12 protein-coding genes, 6 tRNA genes and 1 rRNA gene are annotated in these 15,412 nt (G+C 43.7%); 1 reads left to right on the forward strand and 18 read right to left on the reverse strand.

Annotated elements, in window-relative coordinates:
• Nucleotides 1-9: 9 nt before the first annotated feature.
• From LOSG293_RS06340 to LOSG293_RS06365, 6 genes are all read right to left on the reverse strand, one after another.
• On the reverse strand, nucleotides 10-453 hold the full coding sequence (locus LOSG293_RS06340; protein WP_034528335.1) for a SprT family protein: 444 nt from the start codon (nucleotides 451-453) through the stop codon (nucleotides 10-12).
• On the reverse strand, nucleotides 446-2,623 hold the full coding sequence (locus LOSG293_RS06345; protein ID WP_034528337.1) for a Tex family protein: 2,178 nt from the start codon (nucleotides 2,621-2,623) through the stop codon (nucleotides 446-448). Before LOSG293_RS06345 ends, LOSG293_RS06340 begins: the two co-directional genes overlap by 8 nt.
• 107 nt (nucleotides 2,624-2,730) lie before the next feature.
• Nucleotides 2,731-3,165 (reverse strand): hypothetical protein, encoded by a 435-nt coding sequence (locus LOSG293_RS06350; RefSeq protein ID WP_034528339.1) that lies wholly within the window; start codon nucleotides 3,163-3,165, stop codon nucleotides 2,731-2,733.
• A gap of 17 nt (nucleotides 3,166-3,182) precedes the next feature.
• Nucleotides 3,183-5,837 (reverse strand): cation-translocating P-type ATPase, encoded by a 2,655-nt coding sequence (locus tag LOSG293_RS06355; RefSeq protein WP_034528341.1) that lies wholly within the window; start codon nucleotides 5,835-5,837, stop codon nucleotides 3,183-3,185.
• Between the two features lie 52 nt (nucleotides 5,838-5,889).
• Nucleotides 5,890-6,717, reverse strand: a complete 828-nt coding sequence (nadE, locus tag LOSG293_RS06360; RefSeq protein ID WP_034528344.1) for an NAD(+) synthase — start codon at nucleotides 6,715-6,717, stop codon at nucleotides 5,890-5,892.
• A 16-nt stretch (nucleotides 6,718-6,733) separates the two neighbouring features.
• Nucleotides 6,734-8,200, reverse strand: a complete 1,467-nt coding sequence (locus tag LOSG293_RS06365) for a nicotinate phosphoribosyltransferase (protein ID WP_034528346.1) — start codon at nucleotides 8,198-8,200, stop codon at nucleotides 6,734-6,736.
• A 115-nt stretch (nucleotides 8,201-8,315) separates the two neighbouring features.
• On the opposite strand from LOSG293_RS06365, the gene LOSG293_RS06370 reads away from it, so the two are divergent.
• Nucleotides 8,316-9,038: a WecB/TagA/CpsF family glycosyltransferase gene (locus LOSG293_RS06370; RefSeq protein WP_034528348.1), complete on the forward strand. Its 723-nt coding sequence runs from the start codon at nucleotides 8,316-8,318 to the stop codon at nucleotides 9,036-9,038.
• A gap of 85 nt (nucleotides 9,039-9,123) precedes the next feature.
• Here LOSG293_RS06370 and LOSG293_RS06375 read toward each other — a convergent pair whose 3' ends face one another.
• The 12 genes from LOSG293_RS06375 to rrf form a co-directional block, all read right to left on the reverse strand.
• Entirely contained in the window at nucleotides 9,124-9,825 is a 702-nt protein-coding gene (locus LOSG293_RS06375; RefSeq protein WP_034528350.1) for a GntR family transcriptional regulator, read from the reverse strand.
• A 17-nt stretch (nucleotides 9,826-9,842) separates the two neighbouring features.
• Nucleotides 9,843-10,979, reverse strand: a complete 1,137-nt coding sequence (gene nagA / locus LOSG293_RS06380; protein ID WP_034528352.1) for an N-acetylglucosamine-6-phosphate deacetylase — start codon at nucleotides 10,977-10,979, stop codon at nucleotides 9,843-9,845.
• A 69-nt stretch (nucleotides 10,980-11,048) separates the two neighbouring features.
• The gene (gene proC, locus LOSG293_RS06385) at nucleotides 11,049-11,849 is read right to left on the reverse strand and encodes a pyrroline-5-carboxylate reductase (protein WP_034528354.1); all 801 of its coding nucleotides are present in this window, start codon (nucleotides 11,847-11,849) and stop codon (nucleotides 11,049-11,051) included.
• Between the two features lie 120 nt (nucleotides 11,850-11,969).
• Nucleotides 11,970-12,041, reverse strand: a tRNA-Gln gene (locus tag LOSG293_RS06390).
• A gap of 8 nt (nucleotides 12,042-12,049) precedes the next feature.
• A tRNA-Tyr gene (locus LOSG293_RS06395) sits at nucleotides 12,050-12,132 on the reverse strand.
• Between the two features lie 73 nt (nucleotides 12,133-12,205).
• Nucleotides 12,206-12,277 (reverse strand) — tRNA-Gln (locus LOSG293_RS06400).
• A 7-nt stretch (nucleotides 12,278-12,284) separates the two neighbouring features.
• Nucleotides 12,285-12,367 (reverse strand) — tRNA-Tyr (locus LOSG293_RS06405).
• A 22-nt stretch (nucleotides 12,368-12,389) separates the two neighbouring features.
• Nucleotides 12,390-13,265: a metallophosphoesterase gene (locus tag LOSG293_RS06410; protein ID WP_051907242.1), complete on the reverse strand. Its 876-nt coding sequence runs from the start codon at nucleotides 13,263-13,265 to the stop codon at nucleotides 12,390-12,392.
• 68 nt (nucleotides 13,266-13,333) lie between these two features.
• On the reverse strand, nucleotides 13,334-14,815 hold the full coding sequence (locus LOSG293_RS06415; protein ID WP_034528356.1) for a peptide MFS transporter: 1,482 nt from the start codon (nucleotides 14,813-14,815) through the stop codon (nucleotides 13,334-13,336).
• Nucleotides 14,816-15,153: 338 nt separating this feature from the next.
• Nucleotides 15,154-15,226: transfer RNA gene (locus tag LOSG293_RS06420), tRNA-Thr, on the reverse strand.
• Between the two features lie 8 nt (nucleotides 15,227-15,234).
• Nucleotides 15,235-15,307 (reverse strand) — tRNA-Asn (locus LOSG293_RS06425).
• A gap of 7 nt (nucleotides 15,308-15,314) precedes the next feature.
• Nucleotides 15,315-15,412, reverse strand: a 5S ribosomal RNA gene (gene rrf, locus LOSG293_RS06430); the annotation flags it as partial.

Raw genomic sequence — 15,412 nt, forward strand, 5'->3', positions numbered from 1 at the left:
TGCAGCAGCTTATTTTAATACTAATCGATGGTGACAACGGCCACAGCGATATTTAGCTAAATTAATCCGCCGCTGACGAGGATACTGTTGACCACACCCTACGCACTCGTACAAGTACTTCGTCGTTTGTCGACGCTGCGGTTTGATAGGCGAGTACCTCAATCCACCTACTTGCCTCAGAAGCTGTTTAAATACTGTCGTATTGTGTTTACCAGTTTGACCGGCTAAGTGCAAGTGGTAATGGCACAACTCGTGTTTAATCGTCCCTTCCAACGCTGCCCGGCCAAACTCGGACAAAATTCTGGGATTGATATCAATATGGTGATCCACTAAGTGATAGCGGCCCCCAGTTGATTGAAGCCGACCGTTAAAAACGGCTTGATGCTTAAACGGACGACCAAAGCTCGCCATCGATATCTCACTCACAAGTTTCTGTAAGTCTTGATTAGTCATCTTGATCAGCTCCATTAGGATTTACCATGGTTAGTTGAATTCGATTTCGTTTGGTATCAACGTCTAGCACCCAGACCGTCACAATGTCGCCAACCGAAACGATGTCACTTGGATTAGGGATGAACCGAGTCGTTAAATGGGAAATATGGACCAACCCATCTTGCTTAACACCAACATCAACAAAAGCGCCAAAATCGACAACGTTTCTGACTGCCCCTTGTAATTGCATGCCAGGTTTCAAATCATCCATAGTCAGCACGTCGGTTCGTAGAATTGGAGCTGGCATATCATCACGTAAGTCTCGTCCTGGTCGCCGTAGACTAGCTAAAATATCCGTGATGGTTTGCTGCCCTGCATCTAAATCTCGAGCTAACTGGGCCGTCGAAACGTTGTCCGGTACCCGATCTTTACCTAATTTACTCAAATTCACATTAATCTGTTTCATAAGCTTTTTGGTGAGCGGGTAACTTTCGGGATGGATATCCGTGTTATCGAGCGGATTATCACCATCGATAATTCTCAAGAATCCAACGGCCTGTTCATAGGCTTTCGGTCCCAGCCGCGGCACCTTTTTTAATTGTGGACGACTCGTGAATGAGCCGTTCTCGTAACGGTAAGCAACGATGTTAGCGGCAGTCGTCTTAGTTAATCCGGAAATGTGGGTAAGCAACTCCAAACTAGCCGTGTTAACGTTGACGCCAACCTGGTTGACCGCTGTTTCTACAACTTGGTCCAACTTGTCATCTAGTTGGGTTTGAGAAACATCATGTTGATACTGACCAACGCCTACCGATTTAGGATCAATTTTAATTAATTCAGATAGTGGATCTTGAAGACGCCGACCGATGCTGACCGCTGAACGCTCCTCAACATTGAAATCAGGAAATTCGTCTCGTGCTACCTGACTAGCAGAGTAAACGGAAGCGCCCGCCTCGTTGACAATGACGTAGCTTACTTTTTGATCTAGCTGCTTAATAATTTCGGACACAAACTGTTCGGACTCACGACTGGCGGTCCCATTCCCAATCGCAATAATTTCTACTTGGTAATCTGAAATCAGTTTTTTTAGTTCGCCAGCAGCTGCTTGTCGCTTGTTAGCTGGTGCAGGTTTGTGAGGATAGATAACTTGTTTAGCCAAAAACTTACCATTCGGATCCAGCACGGCTAACTTACACCCTGTTCGATAGGCGGGATCAAATCCTAGGACCACCCGATTTTTCATTGGTGATTGCATTAACAAGTGATACAAATTATCACCAAACACATCAATAGCGTGAGCTGCTGCCTGTTCAGTGAGCTCTCGGCGAATTTCTCGCTCGATGGCCGGTCCAATGAACCGCTTGTATGCATCCTGTGCTGCCTCTTCCACGATGGTTACGGCAGGTCCTGTGTGCTGACCAATCAGTTGAAAATGAAGGTAATGCAAAATGGCATCTGTGTCTACCTGCACCGCCACCGAAAGAATGCCTTCATCTTCACCACGATTAATCGCTAGCACTTGGTAACTACTTAGTTTGGCGAGCTTGGCGTTAAACTCGTAATAGGTCTCATAGACGCCATTTTCATCTTGGTCCTTACCCTTAGACTTCACCTTGGTCATGAGTTCCGCCTTTTGGTTGGTATAAGTCCGAATCCATTCCCGGAACTGTGGCCGCTCGCCAACAGCTTCGGTGATGATTTCGTGAACCCCAGCCATAACGTCTTCAACCGTGGTTAATTCTGCTTCTGGGTTAATAAATTCAATTGCCTTTTCAGTTACCGCTTGCTTGGGATATTTTAAAACCCACTCTGCCATTGGCATCAAGCCGGCTTCTTTGGCTTTTTGTGCTTTGGTTCGACGTTTTTGTTTGTATGGCAGGTAAAGATCTTCAACCAGTTGCAAAGTATTCGCACCATCAATTTGCTTAATCAATTGTGACGTCAATTTATCCTGCGCTTCAATTTGGTTTTTAACTTCCTGTTTGCGCTTTTCGAGTTTTTCAATCTGGGTAAAAGTGGCCTGAATTTCACGAATTTGTACTTCATCAAGGCTCCCGGTTGCCTCTTTTCGATACCGTGCAATGAACGGCACCGTATTGCCTTCGTCTAACATCGTCAAAGTCTGCTTAACCTGTTGTGGTCGATATTGCGTCAGCTGACTTTGAACCATCTTAATGAGTTGCTCGTCCATTTTGTCTCTCCTCGTTAAATCATTAATAAGTCTCTATTATATCGCATTCAAACTAGTTTGCTTCACCCAAATAAAAAGGATGACGATTGTGTTCGTCATCCTTTTAGTTACATAGCCGTTGCCATGATTTTTTGAGCTACATTACTGATTTTTTCCATCATGTGCTCTTGGGTCTTCTCTGATTCGTTAAAGGCGGTTGCGTTCACCGCTAGATTTTGAACGTCAATGGCATCGACCATTGCTTGACAAGCTTCCGCGTAATTACGGTAGGCCGCAACCAACTGCTTATGCTTGCCTAAAATGCGAACTGGAACACTCGCTTGTTCAAGCTTGTTAACGTTCTCAGCGTAAAAGTCAGTTCCGCGTTGGAAATTATCGCGAATCGCCACTAACTTTTCATTGCCTAAATCACTGACATTATCCGCATCCACCGCCGTTTTAAGCGTTGTGAAGTCCTCACTCATTTGCTCACCCATATCATCCGTCTTGGTTAAAACGTCTGATAAAACTGGGAAATAAGCACTCATTGCTGTTGGTTTCATGTTTGTCGCTACCTTTCTTATTCCTTAGTGAATAGTCGTTGGAAGAATTTAACGATTTCAACAATCACAATAATTGAGAAGCCGGCAAGTAGCACGGTTACCCATTGGATTGGTGTCAAACTCGTTACATGGAACAGGCTGTTGAATCCAGGGACCAGAATCGTTACCCCTAATAGGATAAAGGCAAGTAAAATTGCCCAGTTGAAGGTTCTGTTCCGGAACAAGCCAACCTTGAACAGAGACTGACGAACAGTCTTCGAGTTGAAGGCATGGAATAGCTGGAGGAGTCCTAACGTAGCAAACGCCATTGTTAAGGCATCCCCGTGCGCCAACTCATAACTTGAGTGCACTGGGAAGGTAATTGCATACCAGTAAATACCTAATGTAATCAAGCCTTCAAGTAGTCCTTGATACAAAATGTTGCCGAAAACGCCACCCGAGAAGAAGTTAGACTTCCGACCTCGAGGCTTGCGCTTCATGATATCAGGCTCACCAGGTTCAACACCCAAAGCAATCGCTGGGAACGTATCCGTTACCAAATTAATCCAGAGAATTTGCACTGGTGCCAGAATTTGCCAGCCTAGAAGCGTCATCACAAACAACGTCAAAACTTCACCCAAGTTCGCAGAGAGCAAGTATTGAAGTGCTTTTTGAATGTTTGAGAAAACCTTTCGTCCCTCTTCAACGGCAATCACAATTGTGGAGAAGTTATCATCGGCAAGCACCATATCACTGGCACCCTTTGAAACCTCGGTCCCGGTAATTCCCATTCCAATTCCGATATCGGCAGCCTTCAATGATGGGGCATCGTTAACGCCATCTCCGGTCATCGCCACAACCTTACCCTTAGATTGCCAGGCATTCACGATTCGAACTTTGTGCTCTGGTGAAACTCGAGCGTAAACTGAGTAGTCTTGAACATGCTTCTTGAATGCCTCATCGGACATATCATCCAACTCGGCACCTGTAATGACACCATTTGCTTGATCAGGACCAATAATACCCAATCGCTTGGCAATTGCTGAAGCCGTATCTCGGTGGTCACCGGTAATCATGATTGGACGAATTCCAGCAGCTTTGGCTTCCTCAACGGCACCCGCTACTTCTGGACGTTCTGGATCAATCATTCCAACTAAACCAACAAAGATTAAATCCTTTTCAGCATTTTCACTAGTCAATGGATCAGGAACTGCCGTAACCGGACGGTATGCAAACGACAGAACACGAAGTGCTTGTGTTGCAAACGTATGGTTAGCCTCTAAAATGGCTTCACGGTCGGCATCCGTAATCGGACGAACTTGACCATTTTCCTCAATTTGGGTAACTCGCTTCAATAATTGATCAGGAGCCCCTTTAGTCATTTGGAAAATATCACCATCGGCGGTTTCATTAAACGTCGACATTAATTTTCGCTCTGAATCAAACGGTAGTTCAGCAATTCGTTTGTTTTGCTTGATAATGTCACTCACTGATTCATCTTTGTTTAAGAAGTACTGAACCAAGGCAGTTTCAGTCGGATCACCGGCTAAGCCCTCATCAGTAAACTTAGTATCGTTACTCAAGACCATAATCTTGGATAGTGAACTATTTAAGACGATTTCTGAGTCCTTCATATCAGCTAATTCGCCGTTTAAGTAGCTCTTCTCTACCGTCATCTTGTTTTGAGTCAGCGTCCCTGTCTTATCGGAAGCAATGATGTCCGTGCTTCCTAGCGTTTCAACAGCTGGTAACTTCCGAATTAAGGCCTTACGTTTAGCCATCCGTTGCGTCCCTAAAGCAAGCGTCACAGTCACAATGGCGGGCAAACCTTCAGGAATTGCCGCAACGGCCAATGAAATCGCCGTTAATAACATGTCCGGTAATGACTCCTGACCCCGCATAAGGCCAATTCCGAAGATGACCGCGGCGATAATCAAGATTAAACCAGTTAGCCACTTACCTAATTGTTGCAGGTTAACTTGAAGCGGTGTTTGAAGGTCCTTGGCAGCATCAATCATGCCAGCAATCTTTCCCACTTCAGTCTGCATCCCAGTCCCAATAACCACACCAGAACCTTTACCAGCGGTAATATTGGCGTTCATAAAAGCCATGTTCTTACGATCACCCAATGGTGGATTATCGTCAGTGATGACATCGGTTTGCTTGTTAACCGGTACTGATTCACCGGTCAAAGCTGCTTCTTCCACCCGCATTGAAACAGTGGATGTCAGTCGCATATCAGCTGGAACGATATCCCCCGCTTCCAAATGCACAATGTCACCCGGAACTAGGTCACTACTTTTAACAGTTTCAACGACACCATTACGCTCAACATGAGCAATTGGTGCCGACATTTCCATTAAAGCATTAATCGCTTCTTCAGCTTTTGATTCTTGAAAAACCCCAAAAATGGCGTTCAAGATGACGACGGCCAAAATGATGATGGCGTCTACGGTTTCACCGGATACCCCGGCAATGACAGCTGCAACAATCAAGACAATAATCATTAAGTCTTTAAATTGTTCGATGAACTTTTGCAGAAGCGTAGTTTGCTTCTTAGCCGCTAGTTCGTTACTGCCGTATTCCTCACGTCGTTTTTTTACCTCAGCTTCTGAAAGACCAGTCTCACTGGTCTTAAGCGCCGAGAATGTTTGGTCGATAGTCTGTTGAAACCATTGTTTGGATTGGTTCATTTAAAGTCCCCCTAAATGTCTTACTGGCAAATGGTCTACTTCAAGCAAATCTTTATTTCCAAAAATCATCAAATACTGTGATTGGCATGTGACGTTTATGTTTAGTTTTATTGTACCAATTTTCGATTGTCATAGCCGCCTTTTCGCTGACTAACTTGCCCTCGAGATAATCGTCAATATCATCATAGGTAACGCCTAGCGCAACTTCATCGGGCAATGCTGGACGATCGTCCTCTAAATCGGCTGTCGGTTCTTTTTCATATAACCGGGCTGGAACGTTCAAGGCTTTAAGCATTTGGCGTCCCTGACGCTTGTCTAACCGCCAAAGTGGCGTAACGTCTGCAGCACCATCCCCATATTTGGTATAAAATCCGGTAACGGATTCCGCAGCATGGTCAGTCCCAACAACAACCCCGTTAACTTCACCTGCGATAGCATACTGCGCAATCATTCGTTGACGAGCCTTAACATTACCCTTATTGAAATCGCTCATCGTGAGGCCATTAGCTGTGACCGCTTTTTCAGTTTCATCAACCATGGATTTAATGTCCACCCGTAATGTTTGATCTGGCTTTATCACGTCAATTGCAAACATCGCATCAGCCTCATCAGCCTGCTCGCCATAAGGGAGTCTAACCGCATAAAATTGGTAGGACTCATCACCCGTTTCGGCTCTGAGCTCTTGCATTGCCATCTGGCTTAGAATACCAGCCAAAGTGGAATCTTGCCCACCCGATATACCCAGGACAAGCGATTTTAAAAATGGATTCTGCCTAAAATAGCTTTTCAAGAAATCAATGCTACGCCGAATTTCCACTTCTGGATCAATAGTTGGTGAAACCCGTAAAGCTTCAATAATCTCTTTTTGCGTTTCTCTCAATTATGTCACTCCAATTTTAAAATTTGAGTTGTCGCACGTAATCGTGAACTTCTTTAATAATGCGAGCCTTGTTGTCCCAGCATTCTTGCGATAAATCAACCGGATAGTCTTCTGGATTAAGATCCCGCTTGTACTCTGGCCAAAGCGCATCCAGGTTCTGGCGACAAAACTCACGAATTTCATCTAATTCAGGTAATTCATACACCAATTTACCTTCTTCATAAATTGGCTGAAGAATGGCCCGGGCGTCAAAGTTTGTAACCGTCTTATTGATGTAGGTGAATTGTGGATGAAACATGTACAAAGACTCTTCTTGACGCGGATCTTCATCAACAAGCGTGAGATAGTCGCCCTCTGACTTACCATCGTCCTTCCGAGTAATTCGCCAAACTTGTTTACGGCCAGGTGTGGAAACCTTCTCAGCGTTGTTAGACAGCTTGATGGTATCTTCCAATTCACCCTTATCATTGGCAACCGCCACTAATTTGTAAACGGCACCCAACGCTGGTTGGTCAAATGCGGTAATTAGCTTCGTTCCAACGCCCCAGACATCGATTTTTGCATGCTGCATCTTGAGCGACATAATGGTCTTCTCATCAAGATCATTTGAAGCATAAATCTTAGCATCTGGGAATCCGGCTTCATCAAGTTGTTGCCGAACACGTTTGGATAAGTAGGCCATATCACCAGAGTCAATACGGACACCCTGGAAATTAATCTTATCGCCCATTTCCTTGGCAACCTTGATGGCACTTGGTACCCCGCTCTTAATGGTATCGTACGTATCCACTAGGAACACACAGTCTTCGTGGGTTTCAGCGTACGCTTTGAACGCATCGTAGTCATTTTTGTAAGTCTGCACCAACGCGTGAGCATGGGTCCCACTCACTGGAATACCAAAGATCTTGCCGGCCCGCATATTTGAAGTAGCGTTAAAACCACCGATATAGGCAGCTCGAGTGCCCCAAAGTGCAGCGTCAAGCTCTTGCGCCCTTCTGGAACCAAATTCCATTAACGCATCATCACCCGCAACCGACCGAATTCTTGCAGCTTTAGTTGCAATTAGGGTTTGATAATTGATAATATTTAACAGTGCAGTCTCAATGAGTTGTGCATCTGCCAGAGGGCCCTCAACTTGAAGGATTGGTTCATTTTCAAAAACGAGCTCGCCTTCTCGTGCAGATCGAATCGTACCTTTGAACTTAAAGTTTTTCAGATAGTCAATAAACTCATCCGTATAGTTACCGGAGTCGATTAAATAAGCAATATCAGTTTTGGAAAACGTTAAATTTTCAATATAGTGGACGATGCGTTCCAGGCCAGCAAAAACTGCATAGCCATTTTCGAACGGCATCTTTCTGAAAAAGACTTCAAACACAGCCTCTTTATTTTGAATGCCTTCTTCAAAGTAAGTCTGAATCATGCTTAACTCGTAGGCATCTGTGTGTAAGGTGATACTGTCATCTGGATATAGTTGTCCCATCAGTCGCTACTCCCTTAATTTCTTTATCATTAGACATATTTTATCATTATTTGAAGTAACAGTCAGTTCCCAACACTAAAACTTCACAAAAGTCACAAAAGAAAGGATGTTTATTTTGAAATTTCAATTCTCAACAGTCACCGTTTTAGGAATTCCGTTTATCAATACGACAAATGATACTTTTGTTCACCAGCTTTTTGAGGAGATTAACACTGATCAGAATATCTTCGTTGTCACGGCTAATCCTGAAATTGTGATGTACGCAGACGAACACCCAGAATACGCCGAAATCATTAAGCAGGCCGACTACATCACCCCTGACGGCATCGGCATCATCAAGGGTGCCCAAATTCTAGGTCAGCCCTTGCAGGAACGGATTACCGGTTATGATACTTTTCTATCTCTTCTTGACTGGGCAGACGCTAACCACAAATCTGCCTTCTTTGTTGGTGCCAAGCCTGAAGTCATGAATGACTTACGAACAACGCTTCAGGAAAAGTATCCGAATCTGGTGCTCGCGGGCACCTACGATGGCTACTTTGAAACAGACGAACACATCGTTGCCGCTATCCAATTGACACAACCAGATATGGTCTTTGCCGCTTTAGGGTTCCCCAAACAGGAGGAATTCATCATCAAGAATCGTCATTTGACCAATGCCCTGTGGATGGGCCTTGGTGGTAGCTTCGATGTTCTTTCCGGTCACGTTCAACGGGCGCCCAAATTTTGGCAACGCGCCCACGCAGAATGGCTATACCGTGTATTGAAGGAGCCGTGGCGAATCAAGCGATTGATGGTTCTGCCAAAATACCTGTCGAAAGTCAGAAAATCTAAATAATAGAAACAAAAAAACTAGAGTGAGTTCGAAAATGCAATGACGCATTTTTGAAACTCACCCTAGTTTTTATTTATTCAGTGTTATTTTATTTTTCGAGATAGAATTCAAAGCGTTCGCCAACATATTGAGTTCTAACATATTCAAATGGCCGCCCATCCGTCAGATACGTCACTTGACGCAATCTCAGGATAGCTTCTCCACGTTTCATATCTAAGTATTCCGAAATTTGCTCAGAGGCAGACATAGCTGAAACCGTCTGTTGGGCGTGGCCGATGCTCAGATGCTCTTTGTCTTCAAGCGCCCGATATAGTGATTCAGTCACTTCATTTTTAGAGAGACCATTCACTAAACCAGCGGGCACCGTCGCAACTTCAAAACAAATCGGAATGTTATCGCCATACCGAATTCGTTCCATTCGCAGTACCTGGTCCCCATCCTGAAGTTTTAATTTTTCCATTTCACTCAGCGAAGGGGCCATCAAATGATAGGTAATGGTCTTACTCATCGGAACCTTGCCCTGAGCCAGCATTAAATCAGTAAAACTAGTTACGCCGGACATCTTTTCCTGAACTTTTTGGTTGGCGACATACGTGCCTGAGCCCACGTGACGTTCTAGGATTCCCTCATCAACAAGTGTTTGCACAGCCTGACGTAACGTCATTCGGCTCACACCAAATTCAACCGCTAATTCCCGTTCAGATGGAATTCGATCTCCAATTGCCCATTTTCCTGCTTCAATTGCTTTACGAATATCATTATGAATTTGAATATAAATTGGCGAACTCATTATTCAACACTCTCTTCTTAGTTATTCTTAAAGACGTTTCCTAAACTGTAGGTCGCTTCAAGGTTGAGCTGCTGATCAAACACATTTAAGTCAGCGTCCTTCCCAGCAGTCAGAAGACCTTTTTGTTCGAGGCCAAATTCCTTAGCTTGGTTCACAGAGCTCATTTGAACGGCTTCTTCTAGGCTGCAGCCAGTGAAAGCCATGATGTTCTTGAAGGCGTCAACGAAGGTTAAAACGGATCCCGCAAGGTTACCGCTTTCCAAACGGGCCTGCTTATCTTTAACGATGACCTTTTGACCACCAAGTTCACTTTCACCCTCAGGCATCCCCTTTGCACGCATTGAATCAGTCACCAATTCAATGCGGTCGGCGCCTTTTTGTTCATATGCTAATTTAATCATATCTGGCACGATGTGGAAACCATCACAAATTAATTCGGCATACATGTTGTTTTCCAACATTGCATGGCCGGTTACACCGGGTTCACGATGTTTAAACTCACGTTGCGCATTGTATAAATGAGTGACATGTGTCGCTTTGCTGGCTCGCAATTGTTCACGGGTTGCATTTGAATGTCCAACAGAAGGCACAATACCGTGCGCCAAGCAGTAGTTTTCAAAAGCCTTAGCACCCTTATCTTCCGGTGCATATGTGATTAATTTGACGCGGTTACCAGAAAGTTGATTCCAATGATCCAGCAAGTCAACATCAGGATCTTTAATATATTTAGCTGGTTGTGCCCCTTTAAAGATTTCGGCAATGAAAGGGCCTTCCAAATGAATTCCTTGAATGACGGGATTCTTTTCGGCTGCTTGAGCAATTCCAACCATAGCTTGATCGATATTGGCGTTCGATTGGGTCATCGTTGTTGGGAAAATGCTGGTAATCCCTTCATGGACCATTTTGTTGACCATCGTGTTGATTTGATCAGCGTCACCATCCATTGCGTCCAATCCGTAGCCACCGTGACTATGAACGTCAATGAAACCTGGCACAATCGTTTTACCTTCAACAATGATAATTTCATCTTCACCCTTAGCAACGTAATCGGCTACTGGACCGACACTTTCGATTGTTTTATCAAATCGAATATAGCCATCCTTAATAACTGATTCACCTGTGTAGATTACTGCATGTTTTAAAACCGTACTCATTGGAATCCTCCTAAAAGTGAGTCTATTTACGCCTTAATTATATATCGGTATAGACCAAACGCACAAGCTTTATTCAGACTCCGCGTTATTTCGTTCAATTGTCGCATCGATTCCCTTAACAACAGAAGTCATAAATCCTGCTTCTTCCATTGCCAGTAAACCAGCCACTGTGCTGCCACCAGGTGACGAAACTCGATCAATCAGCTCAAACGGTACTTTGTCAGATTTCAAAATCATTTCCGCAGATCCAGCTAGTGCCTGTGCCACAATTTTAGTTGCTTGTTCCTTATTCAAGCCATGCTTGACCCCAGCCCGACTCATCGAGTCAATAAAGAAATAAGCATAGGCAGGAGATGATCCTGCCAACGCACTAAACGTCGCAAATTGATCTTCAGGCATCTCAGTAGTCATGCCAATGGCGTCAAAGAGCCCCACTGCTGAAGCCAGTTGCTCACCTCTGAGATTCTCATTGGCCTTAATAGCCGTCATGCCTTTGCCGATCTGGACATTTAAATTAGGCAACGTTCTCAAAATTGGTAAATCATAATTGGTCATCTCTTCAATTTCACTAAGACTAATCCCAGCAACAATTGAAATCAAAACTTTATTTTGATGATCCAGTCCATCACGAATTTCCTTTAAAACGTGAGGTGCCATATTGGGGGTCACAGAGAGTACAATCAAATCACTCTGATCAACAACAGCTGCATTTGATTCAACCGCCTTAACACCCGTTAATTTGGCAAATTTTTGATAGGTTTGGTGGGCACTGTGCACGAAAATATCGTCACTCGTCACCTTTTTTGCGTCAAGTAATCCCTTAATGATTGCTTGAGCCATACCACCAACGCCAATAAAGCCAAGTTTCATGTCAATCAACTCCCATTTAATCGTATAGTCTGACGATATCTAAGTTTTAGACCAATGTCAATGGAACCGTTTGCGCTTTTGGACAAAAAAAGACCAGTCACACACCGTGACTGGTCTCAATTGGGCTAGCTGGGTTCGAACCAGCGCATCACGGGATCAAAACCCGTTGCCTTACCACTTGGCTATAGCCCAATAATTAATGGATGGGAGTGGATTCGAACCACCGAACCCGAAGGAGCGGATTTACAGTCCGCCGCGTTTAGCCAGACTTCGCTACCCATCCGTAAACTACTTAAATAATAATACGTTGTATTGAATAAATAGTCAATAGTAAATTTCACTTTTTTGACTATTTATTGGGCTAGCTGGGTTCGAACCAGCGCATCACGGGATCAAAACCCGTTGCCTTACCACTTGGCTATAGCCCAAGAATAATGGATGGGAGTGGATTCGAACCACCGAACCCGAAGGAGCGGATTTACAGTCCGCCGCGTTTAGCCAGACTTCGCTACCCATCCGTTACAACAAAAATCAACTTCACTATAATATCAAATATTTTTTCGTTTCGTCAAGCCCTATTTGCCACATTTTGTCATCATTTAGCCCAATTCGCATGACTTTTTGCTGCCAAGCCTGAAAATAACTATCTGCATGCCATTCTTGTTGCTTCCCCCGACTCACACCTACCGCCTGATTAAAATACCAGGTTCCGTTGATTTGTCGCGGTGTCCCAGCATCGTGAATGTGACCAAATTGAACAGCCTCAACTTGATACTGATGAATTAATTGTCCCATTTTGGGGCTTCCTAAAAAGCCGTTTGCCATATTCCAAAAACGATCATCGTCTGTAAAGCGAATATAGGCTATTTCCGGGACAAAATGGGTTAGAAAGATAATATGCTTATCAGCTTGTTTAGCCTTCTTAAACAGCTGCTCAGACTGTTTAAGTGCCAATTGCATTCGCTCTTCATCAGTTAGGGCTTGATTAATTTGACCATCAACCCAATAAGCTCGCTTCCAATGTTCAAAAGTTTCAGGAGCGCGATTAAGATTCGCCGCAAATCCATAATCATACCAGCCATTATTGCCAACCACCCGCCAATTAGTTTCTGGTACGTCGTAGAACTGATTATGGAGGTACGCTCCAGTTACAGGGCTCTCAAGCTCTTCAAAGGTCACGTGACGAAGCATGTCATGATTTCCGGCTACAAATTTGGCGGTGAGTGTTGGCATCGCCATACGCAGCTGATGAAGGTAGTTAAGCGTCTTAGTAAAGTCGTTAAAAATATCACCCGCGATTAAAAATAAATCGACTCGCTTTTCAGTAAACCATTGAACTTGTTGCTGAATAAAAGGTTCAATCTCCACTCGATTTAAATCCAAGTGCATATCACTACTCATCGCGACGACTGTCATGCTTCATGCCTCCCAAAATAAAAAAGATTACGCTATCCAGAGGATAACATAATCTTTTGTGAAAATGGTTAATCAACACCAGCCATTAATCGCTTGATTGGCTTAACGCAGAATGCCAGCACAATTCCGAAGAGGATTGAAAAAAGCCCAATCGCAGCAAAGTACTGAATTTCTGTTTCTGGTGTATAGAATTTAATAATTTGTGAGTTAACGGCTTGACCAGCTGAATCAGCCAAGAACCACATACTCATCATTGATGATTGGAATGCTCGTGGAGCTAGTTTTGTCGTTACTGATAAACCAATTGGTGAGATCAACAACTCAGCAATTTCGATAATTGCCCAGCTTCCGACTAACCAAAGTGGACTAACTCGCACGTGAGCGCCAAACATTGAAACTGGCACAACCATTAATAGGTAAGATAAACCAGCAATCACAAGTCCGTATGCAAACTTCATTGGTGATGATGGTTGCTTCTTGCCTAACTTCGTCCATAAGATGGCGAAAATTGGCGTGTACAGCAAGATAAACAATGGGTTAAGTGATTGATACCAAGAAGCTGGAATCATGAAGCCACCCAAGTTATTTTGCGTTTGATCACCAGCAAAGAGTGCCAACACAACTGCGCCTTGTTCTTCAATTGCCCAGAAGATAGCAGCAGCGATGAACAATGGTACATATGACCAAACACGAGACCGTTCTTCTTTTGTTACCTTCTTGCTGGTTAGCATGATGACGAAGTAAACGATTGGTGTGACGATCACAATGATACTTAAGAGTGAAATGAAGTTTGTTAACGTTAACGCGTTCATCACGAACATTAACAATAGAATTAAGGCAAAACCAACAATTCCCGTAATCGTATAGATAGATAGGCGCTTAGCATCTCCTGGTTCAAGCGGATTGTTTGGATAAAGCGAGTCTTTACTCAAGAACTTACGCCCACCCATCAAGTACTGTACCAATCCGAAGAACATTCCGATAGCGGCAAGTGAGAAACCAAAGTGGAAGTTGATATGTTGACCAACAAATCCAACTAGTAATGGTGCAACAAGTGAACCAAGGTTAATCCCGAAAACGAAGATAGTGAAACCTGAATCTCGGCGTAAGTCGCCAGGTGCATACAAGGTTCCGACCATTTCAGAAACGTTTGGCTTCAATAAACCAGTTCCCAAGATAATCAAAACGATTGATAGGAACAAAGCTACTTTGCCAAATGGTAGTGCTAAACAGATATGACCAAACATGATCAAGACACCACCATAGAACACAGTTCGCCGACTACCCCAGATTCGGTCACTCAAGAATCCACCAAGAACAGATGATAGATAAACCAGCGAACCATAAATGGCCATAATAGACGCAGCGGTCGTCTTATCAATACCAAGACCGCCCTTAGCGATTGAGAAGTACATGTAGTACAGCAGGATAGCCTTCATACCATAGTAACTAAATCTCTCCCACATTTCGGTGAAGAACAACGTAGAAAGTCCCTGCGGTTGTCCAAAGAAGGCTTTGTCGTAATCCTTCTGCTTTACTTTATTTTCCAATGTAATATTCCTCCAGACACATTGATGCCAAATCAGTGAATCGATACATTTCATTGTCTTTTGACATTAAAAAGCAACTAGGCTTCTTATAATTAAAATTTAACACGTAAGGTCTAGTATACCCTGAATCAAAATTTTGAGCAATTATTCTTCAATAAAAATTCATTTTTAGGGACTTTTTTTGAGTATTTTGTTTTTACTTATGAATCTATATTCAAGAGATTACTATTTTCATTTTCTAAGATTCCCATTTTAGCACCATATTCAGTCCACTATCACCAAAAATTGACGCAACAAAAAAATAGGTCACAACATTTAAGTTGTAACCTACTTTTTAGTGCCGGCTGAGGAATTCGAATCCCCGACCCTCGGTTTACGATACCGATGCTCTACCAACTGAGCTAAGCCGGCATTTTAAACTCCGACAGGCGGGCTCGAACCGTCGACATCCTGATTAACAGTCAGGCGCTCTACCAACTGAGCTATGTCGGAATAATTGGCGTGGCAACGTCCTACCCTCGCAGGGGGCGATCCCCCAACTACTATCGGCGTGCTAAAGCTTAACTTCTGTGTTCGGCATGGGAACAGGTGTATCCT

This window comes from Secundilactobacillus oryzae JCM 18671 (genome assembly GCF_000740055.1).
GTDB classification, from domain to species: Bacteria; Bacillota; Bacilli; order Lactobacillales; family Lactobacillaceae; genus Secundilactobacillus; species Secundilactobacillus oryzae.